Raw genomic sequence first — 14263 nt, 5'->3', positions numbered from 1 at the left:
GCCTAGTTTGATTGACAGCCGATTTCTTGATTTAAAACTTCACCGAACGCTTCGGCGCCTTCCACATTCAGATGGACGCCATCGCTCTCGAAATAAGATTCCTTCCCGACGGATTGACCATGCCAATCGATGAGAGAAACGTTCTCGTGAAGTTCGCTTGCCCGAGCGAGCTTCTCATTGACCTCGCTCTCCCACGGACGAGGGACGCGGGTATTGATTAAATAAATATGGTCCGCGCGCTCGAACTGTTTGAGGAGCGTGTCGAGTTGTTCCATTTTGAACGCCCCGTTCGTTCCGAGATGAAGGAAGACGACATGACCTGGCGCGTTATACGATGCATACTGAGATGCGACCGGAATGGCATCGCGGACTTGGCGCCCGATTTCAGCATCAATGGTCATATTCGGAAACGCATCTGCCAAGTACTCGTTCAATCCGAGCATGACCGAATCACCGATCGCAAGGGCCGGTGGACAACTCTTTTCCTCTGGTGTTTCAGTTGGTGGAGGCGTCACCTCTGTGACCGCTTCTTCCGAATCGTCTGTTTCGGGTTCTTTCGGTACGTCAGGTGTCTCTTCTTTTGGCATCGGCACTTTTACTATCGGAATCTCATCTTGTGCCGGCTTTGATTCAGAGAAGGCCAAGATGGTCAAGTTGCCGACGAGTACGAGTGAGAGTGCCGTCGCACAAGCCGTGGCCGCGAAACGGGCACTTGGGTGCGTCGGTGTCGAGACGAGTTGACGGAACGAGGCGATAAATCCGTTCCGCCGAATCGGTGTCTCGATATAGCGATACGACAACTCGGCGATCAACAGCGTGAGGGCGACTTGACCGACCGCAAGGAGCGGTGAAAACGTTCCAAGTCGTTCGAGTGGCGTCGACAAGATGATGACCGGATAGTGCCATAAATAAATCCCGTACGTCCGCGTGCCGATCACACGAAGCCAAGCGCTTCCAAATAGGCGTGACCAGATCGTCGCCGGATGGGCGACCGCGGCAATCAAGATTGCGGACAAGAAGGCGACGAGCAAGAAGCCTCCATAATAGAGGAACGCGTCATACGCATTCACCGTGACGATGATCCCGACGATTCCGATGAGAGAAATCGCACCAGCCACATTCAAAATATGTCGTCCGATGTTTGGGATGACCGCTTTGAACGTATCTGGTCGCCAGCCGAATGCGAGCATGGCACCCATGAGCAGACCGAACAGGCGTGTATCCGTCCCGTAGTAGACACGGCTCGGGTCCGCTTCTGGAACGTAGCGGAACGCCATCCATGTCGCGGAGACGAGTAAGAGTGCCGCGACCAATTGAAGCAATCGTTTCCGGAAGGCGAGGCCGACGAGTAAAATGAGCGGCCAGACCGCGTAAAACTGTTCTTCAATGGAGAGAGACCATAAGTTTTGAAGTGGTGACGGTTTCCCGAAGCTCTCGAAATATGACACTTCATGGAAGATGTACCACCAGTTGTTCACGTAAGCGAGCGCGGCGAGTGAATCTTGCCGTACCGTCTCAAGCAACGAGCGGTCAAAGAGCGTGACGTATGTCATCACGAGAGACAACATCAAGACGAGCGCCGGGAGCAGTCGACGGAAACGGGCGATATAGAATCTTTTTAAGTCGATCGTGCCGCTCTTCGTCCACTCTCGAATGAGAATACCGGTAATCAAATAACCGGACAGGACGAAGAAGACATCGACACCGAGGAATCCCCCGGATATGTAAGGTACGTTTAAATGATATAAAATGACAGCCAAAACAGCGAACGTGCGTAAGCCGTCCAGACCGGGCATATACGTTGTATGTTTAAGTGGTTTCATGCCCCCACTTCCTTTCTAGTCAAAGCGGACATTTCCCTTTTTTTAGAATCCATTCTTCAGTATAACGAGTGGAGGAGAGGGAATGGTTTCAAAAGATTAACAATCAACTAAGCGAAAAAGTCCACAAAAAAAGGGACGCAAGGTCCCTTAGTGATTACACCAGATTGATCAATATTCCACCGATGACGCCGACGATGACGAGTGCCCAAGGTGGTAATTTCCAATAGGCGATCATGACGAACAAGAAAGCGGCAAAGACGAAGTCGATCGCACCGTTGACGGTACTTGTGAAGATTGGGCTATAAAATGCCGCAATCAAAATACCGACGACCGCAGCGTTCACCCCGATCAAGGCTCCAGCGACTTTCGGGTTGTGGCGGAGCGCATCCCAGAACGGAAGTGCCCCAAGAATGAGCAAGAACGCCGGCAAGAAAATGGCGACTGTCGCCAAAATCCCACCCGGAATCCCATTGATGACTGTCCCGAGGTAGGAAGCGAATGTGAACAATGGTCCCGGAACAGCCTGTGCGGCACCGTATCCTGCGAGGAACGCTTCTTCACTTAAGAAACCTGCTGGGACGAGTTCACGCTCGAGAAGTGGCAAGACAACGTGTCCGCCACCGAAGACGAGTGCACCGGCGCGATAAAAACTATCGAACAAGGCAATCGCCTGGTTTTCAAACGTTTCCCGTAAAATCGGCAAGATGACGAGAAGTGCCCCGAATACCGAAAGCAAGACGGCACCAAGGCGTTTTGAAATCGGGAACGTGCTTGATTTCGCATCGAGACGATCTGGCTTGAACAACAAGAATCCAGCGACAGCAGCAACGAGAATGACGAGCACTTGGCTAAACGTCGTCTGCCAAAGTAATACGCCGGCAAGTGCGAAGAAGGCAATCGTCTTCGTCTTTGGATCAGGTGTGAGCTTACTCGCCATGCCTAAAATCGCATGGGCGACGATGGCGACGGCGACGACTTTCAATCCGTACAACCAACCGGCATCGGAGACGTCGAGACCAGACAGTGCCAAAGCAAACAGCATGAGCGCGATGACCGACGGGGTCGTGAAGCCGATGAACGAGGTGATGCCACCTAGTATCCCGCCACGGACGATACCGATGCCGATTCCGACTTGCGAACTTGCAGGTCCAGGTAAGAATTGACATAAGGCGACGAGATCGGCGTATGCTTTCTCATCCATCCATTTGCGCCGTCTCACATATTCCTCATGGAAATAGCCGAGGTGGGCGACCGGTCCGCCGAACGATGTCAGCCCGAGTCGGGTCGAAACGAATAAAATCTCTAGTAACGTCTTGAACGTCACACGTTGTGTCGTCATATCTTCACTCCTTAATTTCTTTAAATAACTCATAAGCTTTTTGACGGGCTTCTTGCAACACCAAGAGCCCTTTTCCGGTCGTCACATAATTTTTGCGGACGTGTCCATCGACCGTCTCATTTTCCCGGACGAGGAGACCGTCTTTCTCCATCCCGTGTAAAATCGGATAGAGCGTACCGGCACTGATTTCATATCCGTGCTCCCTTAGCTCATCGACCATCCATGCTCCGTACACCGGATGTTCCGCAGCATGATGCAAGATATGAATGTGGATGAATCCGAGGAACAGTTTCCGTAGAACGCGGTCTTCCATACGTGTCATCTCCTTGTTATCGAATTCCGATATCGATTTTCGAAATCAGTCTAACAAATGATCGAGGAGGTAACAAGGGATCTGTATACAGTTTACGAAAACTTATAATAAGAAGATGGGAATGAGTTCGGAAAAAATAGGGAATCAATCACAAATGAGGTAAACTAGATGTTGAGATTAATTGCTGAGGAGGAAGTGACGTGACAAACCCTATCCATTCTTCATACGCTACATTGTTACGCCATATGCCCCAAGGCTACGTCGAGTTTAAAGTGATTTACGACGACGCTTCGGAGCCGATTGACTATGAATTCTTTGAAGTGAACGCCGCCTTTGAGAAGATGATGAAGGGAAAACGAAAACATTTTATCGGGCAGAAAGTGTCGACGGCACTGAAAGATTTTGAATATAGCGAGCGGGAGTGGATGATTCAAGTGGCACGGGTCGTCAGCGATGGCGGTACCGTGACGTTTGAACATTTCTCACGCCGAAATAAATCATGGTACGAGATGTCCGTCTTTAGTGAACGAAAAGACTTTGTCTCCGTCATGTTCCATGACATCACCCGGCATGTACAAGAAAACAATGCCTTGAAGCAACTCGTGAACGTATCGCATCGTTTCGTTTCAACGGGAAGCGACTTATTGATGAACCAACAGTTTCTTGACCAGATTCGAGATTTCACTGGAGCGAAAGCCGTCGCACTCAACTTGATGGAGACCGACGGGGAAACTTATACAACGGTCGCGTTGTCAGGCATGGACGAGATGTTAGAACGAAGTCTCGATGTGTTAGGGTTTCATCCGGTAGGGAAGAAGTGGCCGATGACTAAGCAACGAAAAGAGTTATTCAATCAATCAAATCCCATTGTGTTTGAGGGAATCGATCCGTTGATTGACGGTGCACTTCCGAAACGGCTCGTCAACAATTTACTTCGTATCTTTTCACTCGGAGAGGTCGTCCTCTTTAAAATCGAAAAAGACGGAGTTTTCTATGGGGACTTGACCATTGTTATGAGCAAAGGTCAATCGGCGAATCGACTTGGACTTGTCGAGTTGTATCTGGTCCATGTGCTCGAACAATTGGTCAAAGCGGATCACCAAGTCGGGGAGACGAAGAAATCGATGTTCGATGGATTTACGACACTTGACCTGGAATGCATTATGGCGCTCCATACGCGCCAAGTCTTACATTTGAATGATACGTGGGAGCGGGTGCTTGGCTATTCGCTTGATGAACTTGAAAATATGGATTTTCTTAGCTTGATTCATCCAGACGATGATGTCATCACAGAAGCGGGCTTTGCAGAACTCGAAGAAAGGGGAGAACTGTTCCGCTTCGTCAATCGCTTCCGAACGATTGATGACACCTATCGTTCGATTGAATGGCACTGTAAGCTTCAAGGGAACTATATTTACGCCGTGGCGAAAGATGTGACGGATCGCGTTCAGTTGGAAGAAAAATTGGCCGAACGGGACCGTCTGTTGACAAAACTATCTGACCAAATTCCGGGAGCCATCTATCAGTTTGAGTTGTTGCCGGACGGTAGCTTCAACTTCCCATTCTTCAGTCGAGGTTTTGAAGACATGCTAGGGATTACTGCCGAAGAAGTGCAGGCAGATGCCGGCCTCGTCTTCCGACGGATGCATCCCGATGACTATCCTCACGTCATGCAGTCGATTGATGAATCGTATCGGAATTTGACGATTTGGGACGCGGAGTTTCGTGTATTGGCCGAGGATGGACGAATAATTTGGATTCTAGGATCGTCCCGCCCTGAGAAGATTGCTGACGGTCATGTCCTCTGGCACGGCTATATCGGTGACGTTACAGAGAAGAAAAAGTATGAGAAGGAAATCGAGTATTTAAGTTATCACGACCAGTTGACGGGCGTCAAAAATCGTCGTTACTTTGAAGAAGCGCTGGAACGTTATGACGACGATGCGTTTTATCCATTGTCATTGATCGTCATCGATATTAACGGACTGAAGTTAACGAACGATGCGTTCGGACACTTAATAGGAGACCGGCTGCTCGTCGAAGCGGCGAATATTTTACGGTATGAATTGCGAGCGAAAGATGAGGTGGCACGTATCGGTGGGGATGAGTTCGTCGTCATCTCGCCGAATACGACACTTGATGAGGCGAAGCACTTGTCCGATCGTTTGAGCCGGCTCTTCCTCGGACAAACGGTAGAAGGGCTTCCGATTTCAGCATCGTTCGGTGAGGCGGTCAAGCACGACGCGACCATTGGATTAACAGACGTCTTCAACTTAGCGGAAGACCGAATGTATCACCATAAAGTGTCTGAGAAGCAGAGTCGCCGTCATCACTCGATTCAACTGATCATGCGGACGCTGTATGAAAAAATTCCTCGTGAAGAGGCGCACTCTCAGCGTGTTGCGAATTTGTCTGGAAAGCTCGCAGAAGCGATGGGCTTCACGAGCGCCGAAGTAAATGAAATTCGTACGGCCGCTATTTTGCACGACATCGGAAAAGTAGCGATTAGTAACGATATTTTAGATAAACCGGGTGCCTTGACGGAATCCGAGTGGCGCGAAATCAAACGACATCCTGAGGTCAGTTACAATATTTTAAGTACGGTTCCTGAATATGTCGCCCTGTCTGAAATTGTTTTGGCCCATCACGAACGATGGGATGGGAAAGGATATCCGAAAGGGATGAGTGAATATGAGATTCCGCTCGCTTCCCGCATCATCTCGATCGCAGACACGTTCGACGTCATGGTGACGGGTCGTCCTTATCGACAGGCGAAGTCGATTGATGAGGCGCTTGCCATCATTCAACAAGAGGCGGGCAAACAGTTCGATCCGACGCTCGTCGATGTCTTCTTTGAAAAAGTCGTCCCAACCCTACAACAATAAACAAGCGAGTCCTCTCTTATTTTGGGAGGACTCGCTTTTTCAAACGGTAAGCGGACGCTTCTTCAATACGAGAACCGTCAACAAGAAGACGATGCCGGTCATGCCAATCATGACGAGGATGGAGAGGAGCGGGAACTGTCCTTCATACGTCGTAATGATCCCGTTATTTAGCCAATATGTCGGTAGGAAGCGTCCGATGAGCTTCAACGAATCCGGTAACCAAAGCAAACTGATGAACGCACCTCCGGTGATGGCGGATGCCATCGTGACCGATATTTGAAAGATGTTCGCCTTCTCTCGATTCGTCGCAAATACCGCGATGAGGCCACCGAATGCCAGACAGACGAGCAGATAGGCCGAGAACAAGGCGAAGACGGTCGGGAGATGGGTCCACACGTCTTCCCCGTAAAGGACGAGGCTTACGCCGATCAAAAGCATGACATAGACGAAGCCGACGAGATAGAAAGCGAGGAGAAGTGATGCGAAATACCGCCGAGGTGTCACCGGTGAGGCGAACAGGCGGGCATAAATCTTCTCGTCCCGGTCATCCGCGACAAACATCGGGATGAACTGGAGGAACGTCGACATCATGATGAACGATAATAGACCGAAAAAAGCTTGTGTGCGTGCAGTCGTGGCGACGCTCTCTTGGAACGGTTCGCTAGAGAGCGTGTACCCGTTATCTGTCTCCTCGGTCGCGAGTTGGGTGAATGTGGCTTCGTCATATCCACTCGCCTCAAGAAGCTGGCGTTCACGTGACAAGTGACCGTTCAATGCCTGTTCGATTAGAGCGGCGTCACTACCGGCGATTGCGAAGAACGAGAGGCGAGGCATATCGCCGTTGAACGATTGTTCTGTAAAATCTTCAGGAATGAGAAGTACGATGTCTTCTCCTTCTAACAAGACGTCTTCTCCACTCGTCTCGAGCATGGTGACGCGGCCAAAACGTTCGGCTTCTTCAATGAGACGTTCGGCGAGAATGCCCCCGTCCTCATCGACAATTCCAATCGACGCATTAAGACTCGACGTCCCACCGACGAAGGAGAGGATGAGCGCAAACCCGAACATCGAGACAAACGTGAACACCCATAATCCTTTCTTTCGGAGCATCCGTTTGGCCACGTGTCTAATGAGTACCATGACGTCTCACCCCTTTCGATAGAAGATAGCTGAGTGCGATAAAGATGAGCAAATGAATCCCAAGTAAACCGAGGCTTTCCCAATAGACGCTCATGTCGCCTTCCCGAAGCATGACGGCGAGCATCCCGTCGCGCATAAAAATCGGCATGAACACATATGCGGCCCACGGCGCATAGTTCAGCGTTACTTGATCGAATCCGGGGACATAGCCGCCTGATAAAATCATGATGATGGCGACAAATCCGTTGACGACCGCATCTTTCGTCGTCGTACTCAACTTCGGCAGGTTGACGATGACAAACCCGATGGCGACCCCATATGCGGTTAAGGCGAGCCAAGCGAGAATCAAATAACCGAACTGGATATTTGCCAAATCAAACGTCCGATAGACGAAATGACTGAACCAGAATAACAAGATGAGCTGAAGCAAAATGATGACGTAGCGGCTGAACGTCCGAGCGAGTCGATATTGGATCGTTCGGACAGGAGCGGCTTGAATTCGTAAATAGCTGCCGATATTCGGTTGTTCTTCCCGTGCCATCGCCGTGATATAAAACGAACCGAATAGAGCGGTCATGATGGAGATGGTGACGGTGAAATATTCGAGCGACGAAGGGGTCCGTCCCGCTAAATCGACGCTCTCTGTATCAAGCCACGCCTCATTCTCATACGGGGCCGAAAGACCGGACTCCGCGAGCGTAATCTGTTGGTTGGCGATTGCCGTATACTGACCGAGAATGGCTTCAAGGACGTCAAACTCGACGGTCGTCGGTTCTTCATATAACAGCGTGAGGTCACTGCCGTCGAGCCGTAAGATGACGTCTGCATCCCCATCGTTCACCCCTTGTTCGGCTGACGCGATGTCTTCATAAGGGACAAGGCGGATGAACGCCTGAATGTCTTCATCGTTCAAAAAGTTCTCAAGCGGTTCTCGATACTGGTCGGTCGATGCTTCGACGTACGCGACGTTTGTGACGGGGAGTTTGAACGTGTCACTGAAGACGGCCGATAGCATCGTCCCAAGTCCGAAGATGAGGATGAGCGGGAAGAGGAGCATCCAAAAAAGTGTCGCACGATCCCGGAGCCGCTGTTTCACATCGTATTTGATAAAAGTCCACATGAAAGGACCTCCTATTCCCGGAGCGTCTTCCCGGTCAATGCCAAAAAGACGGTATTGAGGGAAGGACGGTCGACCGTGATGGACGTGAAGTGAACATGTTCCTGATGAAGCGTATCCAGGAGTGGGGCGAGCGGCGTATCTTTATCGAGCGACACTTCGATATACGGTTCCTCATATTGCACTTTTTGAACGTGGTCGAGTGCATCGAGCCGTTCGAGCAGATGAGGCGTGAGTGCATCGACTTTGATACGGGCCGTCTCGAGCGTCATGACGCGGTCTTTCAGTTCATCTTGCGTCCCTTCGGCGATGATTTTCCCTTCGTCGACGATGGCGATACGGTCGCAGAGTAGCTCGACCTCTTCCATGTAGTGTGACGTATAAATGATTGTGGCCCCACGACGGTTCAGTTCACGGATGTTCTCTAAGATTGTGTTTCGTGATTGCGGATCGATGGCGACGGTCGGCTCATCCATGAAGATGAGTTCCGGCTCATGGACGATTCCGCATGCGATGTTGAGGCGGCGGAGGAGACCGCCGGACAGTTCAGGTGGGCGTTTCTTTTGATGGGTATCGAGTTCGACGAACGCAATCGCGGCCTCGGTCTTTTGTTTCGCTTCTTTTGGACTGAATCCGTATAATTCGGCGAAGAATTGAATGTTCTCATAAACGGTCAGCTGGTCATAGACAGAGACGTGTTGCGGAACAATCCCGACACGTCGCTTAATGGACAGTTCGTCTTTCGGCATCGATTGTCCAAAGATGTGAATGGATCCGGAATCCGCCTCATATAGATTCAACATGACGGAGATGGCCGTCGTCTTACCGGCACCGTTCGGACCGAGAAGACCGAACAGCTCGCCTTTTTCGACATTCAGACTAAGGTCGTTCAAGGCGGCTGTGTCCCCGAACCGTTTCGTGACATGATCGAGCGAGATGATCGACATAGATGTACTCCTTTCTCATGTGAAAGACTCATCATTCTACATATAGGTGTTCGTGGATTGTCACGAATATACCTGTCCGGATTCATGAAAATGTGCAATAATCTAATTATTCAGATAATTATTGTGTTGAAATGAGGGATTGGGATGAAAGGGTGGCAATTCAATAAACATGAGGGGGCGTTATTCCCGGACGAAATCGTACTGTCTGCATTTTGTACAGTCGAACCGAAACGGATGGATTCGACGTTACCGTTTTATTATGACGAGTCGATTTTTCGATTCACTAATAAAAAAGAGGAAACGTTCTACTTTAAAATTTCCCCGAGCTATCACGAGTTTGAAATCAATGTGAAAGACCGAGACGGGGAACTCCTTTACTATCAGTTGCTTCGGACCGTCAGCAAGGTCGAAATCTTAGAAGACCGACGTGACCATGCGGAGCTATTGATCGTCCTCGCAGAAGACCGGAAGCGGACCGTGACGTCAATCGAATTGACCGTCCGACCGCGTTTTCGTGTGCTCGTGAAAGAGCATGAGGTATGAGTGGATAGGAGGTGGAGCGGGTGCAGACCCGCTCATTTTTGTGCCAAAAAACCAGCCACCGACGTGACTGGCTCCCATTGATTATTTCGTCAAAAAGATTTGAACGTGAATGGTCGATCCTTGGGCATCGGTCGCTTTCCCAATCCCGAGATGTGTATAGTTCGCGTTCAAGATGTTGGCACGGTGACCGCTGCTGTTCATCCAGGCGTCCACCGCCCGGACCGGGTCGCTCGAGCCTTTATAAATGTTTTCTCCCCATCCCCGGTACGACACGCCATAGGCACGTAATGTATCACCAGGCGTACCGTTCTCCTTCAACGTATGGGAGAACTGACCTGTCCGAGCCATTTCATCCGCTCGGACTTGTGCGACACGGTTTGCTTCGTTCGAAGCGGCGAGTAGCGATAAGCCGGCTGCCTGTCGTTCTTTGTTCGTCTCTGTTAACACGTTGACTGGCGACGTGAAGCTGACATGCTTGGCTTGAAGATACCCGACGTACGAGCCGTAACGGACTTTATACCATCGAGACGTTCCCGTATAGCGATACGAGATTGTTTCGAGTGCCGTGCCTTGGCGTAAAAATTTGACGTTCGACGAAGTCGTCAGCGGTGCAGACTTCACATACACGCTCGAAGGTTTGACGTAGGTTGGAGTCGTGAAACGAACTTCGGCAGTAGACAAACGGACATAATCCCCAGGCACATAGGCATAGCCGCTGCCCCATTGAATCTTGTACCAACGCTCTCCATTCACAAAAAAGGTGGTGCGTACGTGCATCGAGCCGTCACGAGGAATGGCATTCAGTCGTGTGGCACCGAGCGATGGTGTGGGGCGCGCGTATAATTTACTAATATTCGTCACATACCCTTTCGTATTGACCGATACTTCCGTATACGCATGTGCAACGATGGATTGTTGCGACAACGTTGCCGATAGCGACATGAAGAAGGTCAAGAGGATAGCGGTCATGATTTTTCTCAAATGGATCGACTCCTTTTGTTAAACTTCTTATATTCTATATTATTTGGTTGATTTTTGGTTTTACCATTTCATTACAAAAGGATGGTCTCTTTGTGAGCCCATCCTCCCTTCATTATTTGTACAGTAAATACTCTTTTCGGATTGGGAGGAATGCATCCCGTTCGTCCTCGACTTTAGTCAGGATCTCATCAAGCGGAGCTCCTTCGAGAATCATGTCTTTCACATAGACATTTCCTGTCAACTTCGTGATGAAGTCGTTCGCTAAAAACTCAAAATCATCCGGATACAAATCGTGTGCCGTTTGAATCATCGCAATCCCAGTTTTCGTTGATTCGAATCGAGTCGGGTCGGTGACATAGACCTCGACCCCGTGCGTCAGTTTGCCCGCATGTTTGGAGAATGTCGGCGTGAACGAGGCAGCCCGGAAAGCGACACCAGGCAAGTCAAGGTCGTTCAGCTCTTTCGCATACTCGTGTGCTTGTATATACGGGGCGCCGATCAACTGGAACGGTTTTGTCGTCCCGCGCCCTTCAGATAAATTCGTTCCTTCAAATAATCCGGTCGCAGGATAGACGTTGACTGTGTCAGTCGTCGGCATGTTTGGGGACGGCATGACGAATGGAAGCCCCGTATCCTCATACATCATCGAACGCTTCCATCCCTTCATTTTGACGACTTCGAGGTCGGCCTGAATGTGATACTCGCTGTTGAACAACTGCGCGAGTTCGCCGACGGTCATTCCATGCTTCAAGGGAATCGGATAGAGCCCGATGAAGCTGGAATAGTCAGGGTCGAGCACCGGACCATCGACGCGAAGACCACCTTGAGGGTTCGGGCGGTCGAGGACGACGAATGGAATCCCATTCTCGGCAGCGGCTTCCATCGCATAGGCCATCGTGTAGATATACGTATAATAGCGAGTCCCGACGTCTTGAATGTCAAAGACGAGCACATCCACATGTTCTAACATTTCAGGAGTCGGTTTTTTTGTGGCGCCATATAGACTATATACGGGCAAACCCGTCACCTCATCGATGTAAGAGCTGACAGTGGAGCCGGCCTGGGCATCCCCTCGAACGCCGTGCTCAGGTCCATAAAGTGCCGTCAATTCAAAGTCATCGGACTGATCGAACAAATCGACGATGCTCGTCCGCTCCGCGTTGATCCCGGTCGGATTTGTGATCAGCCCGACTCGTTTTCCTTTCAAGATATCCGGATTCTCCATCAAGCGGTCGACACCAAGCTCGACCTTAGGCTTTTTCGGTTCAGATTTCGCGTCCGCATCCAGCAAGACGATTGAAGTCGAGAGTAGCGTCAATACTGCCATACCACCAATCCATTTTTTCATGAGAGTTCCTCCTTAGAAAAATGTAAGCGCTTCAAATACATAAAGGGAGTGTACCATTTAGAAATTTAATTTCAATATTTATGAATTAAAATAGGAATTTATATTTCTGATTTTCGTACTATTCTCCTAATTAGACAGCAAAAAACGTGTCTCTCTCATGAAAGACACGTTTCTACTTATCTAACCGCGAGCGCTTTCCATCCCGTGGCGCCCATGACGGCACTCACTTTCGATTTCGGGACGACGAGTCGACCGCGATATGGGTCATTGATATATAGATTTGATTTGTCATAACCGGTCGCCAACATGACATGATAGTTGACGTAACCGGTGAACTTCTTGTTTGAAGCAGTGTACCAATTGAAATAGCCGTAAGGTTTATTGAAGTCGACACTTGCCCAGACGATGACGGGGTTGCCCATCGCCAGCTCACGTTCGATTGAAGCGAGCCCTTGCCCCGACAAGTCTTTTACCGGGCGATATTTACTAGAAAATCCAATCATGCCTTTCGGGTAAATGCCGTAGTTCTTGTATTTGCCTAATGTACGGCGCGGGTCGCCGGTGAACATGACGTTCGGGTCGACCCAGCGATATAACCGATTCTCATAACGCGCGTTCCACATACTCTTCGGCATCTCGTTGTATAAGGTCGATGCGCTGACAGCACGACCTTTTTCTTCAAGCGCCATTTTGAGCGAGAAGAATTCACAACCGGACGGATACCCCATCGGGAACTGACGATAGATTGGGACGCTCATCTTATACATCGATAGCCGAGGGGAATAGACTCCTTTCGCATCAAACGAGGCATTGCCGACACGTTTGTTTTGGTACATGCGTCCATTGGCATCGAAGTAGTACCATTGTCCTTTGATCAGCTGCCAGTCCGTTTTCTTCGTCAGTGCCGGTGCGAAGTACTCATAGCGTGTCGAGTATTTCCATCCGGTCTCTTGTACGCCGGTCGAATGAAAGAAGTACGTTTCGTTGCCCATCTTGAATTTCCCTTTTAGACGATATCCATACTGGGGATGGAAACCGTATGTTTTGCCATTAATCCGTTGTAACCCATATAGCCGCTTTCCTGTTGAATCGAATAAGTAATTGCGGTCGCGCAACCGATATGCCCCTTTCAGGCTATGTCCGTAAGTCGGGTGAAATCCATATACGTCTTTCCCGACCCAGGCCAGGCCTTGGCGACGGACCCCGTCATTTCCAAAGTAGTAGGAACGGGTTTTGATTGTTTGCCATCCGGTCGCGACTTTTCCGTCATTCAGCAGGAAATATGATTTTCCACCGAGCGTATACATACCGGTACGAATCGTCCCGTCTGAAAAGATGTAATGCTTTGCCCCGGCGATTTGCTGCCAACCGGAGAGGCGAACGCCTTTGTCTGTGAAATAGTAGCGCTTGTCGTCAATCGTCTGGAATCCTGTGACGGGCTGACCAGTCTCATCGTAATAATAGAGGAGCCTATCTCGTTCTTGCCATCCGGTCAGCAGTTTTCCGTCTTCACCAAAGGTATAGATCGTTCCGTCGATGGAATAGCTGCCGGTGACGAGGCGACCATCCGTTTCAAAATAATATGTAGCTTCTTCGATTTGTTGCCATCCAGTGAGAAGGATCCCTTCCGCATCGAGATAATATATATTGCTATCAATTTGTTGCCACCCCGTCAACAGCGTCCCGTCACTCGACGTGTAAACAATCCCGTCTTCGGTCTGTTGAAACGACCCTTCAGCGGAAACGAGTTGGGGACTCACCCATAAGGCACCCATTAAAAATCCGATACCGATTTTCCTTTTCCATGCCATCGATTGAACCTCCTCC

The 14263-nt window shown here is 49.9% G+C and carries 11 protein-coding genes; 2 read left to right on the top strand and 9 right to left on the bottom strand.

Going from position 1 to position 14263, the window contains the following annotated elements; genetic code table 11:
* Window positions 1-2: 2 nt before the first annotated feature.
* From KNP04_RS04090 to KNP04_RS04080, 3 genes are all read right to left on the bottom strand, one after another.
* Window positions 3-1823 carry an acyltransferase family protein gene (locus KNP04_RS04090; protein ID WP_214874745.1) on the bottom strand — a complete coding sequence of 607 codons (1821 nt, stop codon included), beginning with the start codon at window positions 1821-1823 and terminating at the stop codon, window positions 3-5.
* Between the two features lie 154 nt (window positions 1824-1977).
* Window positions 1978-3162 carry a chromate efflux transporter gene (gene chrA, locus KNP04_RS04085; RefSeq protein WP_214874744.1) on the bottom strand — a complete coding sequence of 395 codons (1185 nt, stop codon included), beginning with the start codon at window positions 3160-3162 and terminating at the stop codon, window positions 1978-1980.
* Between the two features lie 4 nt (window positions 3163-3166).
* Window positions 3167-3475, bottom strand: a complete 309-nt coding sequence (locus tag KNP04_RS04080; RefSeq protein WP_214874743.1) for a PadR family transcriptional regulator — start codon at window positions 3473-3475, stop codon at window positions 3167-3169.
* A 200-nt stretch (window positions 3476-3675) separates the two neighbouring features.
* Here KNP04_RS04080 and KNP04_RS04075 point away from each other — a divergent pair, with 200 nt between their 5' ends.
* The gene (locus KNP04_RS04075; RefSeq protein ID WP_353047899.1) at window positions 3676-6360 is read left to right on the top strand and encodes a sensor domain-containing diguanylate cyclase/phosphohydrolase; all 2685 of its coding nucleotides are present in this window, start codon (window positions 3676-3678) and stop codon (window positions 6358-6360) included.
* A gap of 39 nt (window positions 6361-6399) precedes the next feature.
* Here KNP04_RS04075 and KNP04_RS04070 read toward each other — a convergent pair whose 3' ends face one another.
* Genes KNP04_RS04070 through KNP04_RS04060 form a run of 3 tightly spaced genes read right to left on the bottom strand, consistent with a single transcriptional unit; the run spans window position 6400 to window position 9564 of the window.
* Window positions 6400-7500, bottom strand: coding sequence for an ABC transporter permease (locus KNP04_RS04070; RefSeq protein ID WP_214874742.1), 1101 nt, complete (start codon window positions 7498-7500; stop codon window positions 6400-6402).
* Window positions 7487-8620, bottom strand: a complete 1134-nt coding sequence (locus tag KNP04_RS04065) for an ABC transporter permease (RefSeq protein ID WP_214874741.1) — start codon at window positions 8618-8620, stop codon at window positions 7487-7489. Before KNP04_RS04065 ends, KNP04_RS04070 begins: the two co-directional genes overlap by 14 nt.
* Before the next feature lie 11 nt (window positions 8621-8631).
* Window positions 8632-9564, bottom strand: coding sequence for an ABC transporter ATP-binding protein (locus tag KNP04_RS04060; protein WP_214874740.1), 933 nt, complete (start codon window positions 9562-9564; stop codon window positions 8632-8634).
* Window positions 9565-9708: 144 nt separating this feature from the next.
* Between KNP04_RS04060 and KNP04_RS04055 the strand changes: the two genes are divergently transcribed.
* Window positions 9709-10107: a hypothetical protein gene (locus tag KNP04_RS04055; RefSeq protein ID WP_214744182.1), complete on the top strand. Its 399-nt coding sequence runs from the start codon at window positions 9709-9711 to the stop codon at window positions 10105-10107.
* A gap of 81 nt (window positions 10108-10188) precedes the next feature.
* Here the strand turns inward: KNP04_RS04055 and KNP04_RS04050 are convergent, their stop codons facing one another.
* From KNP04_RS04050 to KNP04_RS04040, 3 genes are all read right to left on the bottom strand, one after another.
* Window positions 10189-11076, bottom strand: coding sequence for a CAP domain-containing protein (locus KNP04_RS04050; protein ID WP_214874739.1), 888 nt, complete (start codon window positions 11074-11076; stop codon window positions 10189-10191).
* A gap of 124 nt (window positions 11077-11200) precedes the next feature.
* On the bottom strand, window positions 11201-12415 hold the full coding sequence (locus KNP04_RS04045) for an exo-beta-N-acetylmuramidase NamZ family protein (RefSeq protein WP_251129857.1): 1215 nt from the start codon (window positions 12413-12415) through the stop codon (window positions 11201-11203).
* Between the two features lie 197 nt (window positions 12416-12612).
* Window positions 12613-14247: a C39 family peptidase gene (locus KNP04_RS04040; protein ID WP_214874737.1), complete on the bottom strand. Its 1635-nt coding sequence runs from the start codon at window positions 14245-14247 to the stop codon at window positions 12613-12615.
* Window positions 14248-14263 lie beyond the last annotated feature (16 nt).

It is taken from the genome of Exiguobacterium sp. CH10 (assembly GCF_018617635.1).
Taxonomy (GTDB): domain Bacteria; phylum Bacillota; class Bacilli; order Exiguobacteriales; family Exiguobacteriaceae; genus Exiguobacterium; species Exiguobacterium aestuarii_A.
This window is presented reverse-complemented; position numbering and strand designations above follow the sequence as displayed.

What these genes read in the sequence shown, in the direction of transcription:
- KNP04_RS04090 (WP_214874745.1), bottom strand. Translation starts at nt 1,823, where the DNA reads ATGAAACCACTTAAACATACAACGTATATGCCCGGTCTGGACGGCTTA.
- chrA (WP_214874744.1), bottom strand. Translation starts at nt 3,162, where the DNA reads ATGACGACACAACGTGTGACGTTCAAGACGTTACTAGAGATTTTATTC.
- KNP04_RS04080 (WP_214874743.1), bottom strand. Translation starts at nt 3,475, where the DNA reads ATGGAAGACCGCGTTCTACGGAAACTGTTCCTCGGATTCATCCACATT.
- KNP04_RS04070 (WP_214874742.1), bottom strand. Translation starts at nt 7,500, where the DNA reads ATGGTACTCATTAGACACGTGGCCAAACGGATGCTCCGAAAGAAAGGA.
- KNP04_RS04065 (WP_214874741.1), bottom strand. Translation starts at nt 8,620, where the DNA reads ATGTGGACTTTTATCAAATACGATGTGAAACAGCGGCTCCGGGATCGT.
- KNP04_RS04060 (WP_214874740.1), bottom strand. Translation starts at nt 9,564, where the DNA reads ATGTCGATCATCTCGCTCGATCATGTCACGAAACGGTTCGGGGACACA.
- KNP04_RS04055 (WP_214744182.1), top strand. Translation starts at nt 9,709, where the DNA reads ATGAAAGGGTGGCAATTCAATAAACATGAGGGGGCGTTATTCCCGGAC.
- KNP04_RS04050 (WP_214874739.1), bottom strand. Translation starts at nt 11,076, where the DNA reads ATGACCGCTATCCTCTTGACCTTCTTCATGTCGCTATCGGCAACGTTG.
- KNP04_RS04045 (WP_251129857.1), bottom strand. Translation starts at nt 12,415, where the DNA reads ATGGCAGTATTGACGCTACTCTCGACTTCAATCGTCTTGCTGGATGCG.
- KNP04_RS04040 (WP_214874737.1), bottom strand. Translation starts at nt 14,247, where the DNA reads ATGGCATGGAAAAGGAAAATCGGTATCGGATTTTTAATGGGTGCCTTA.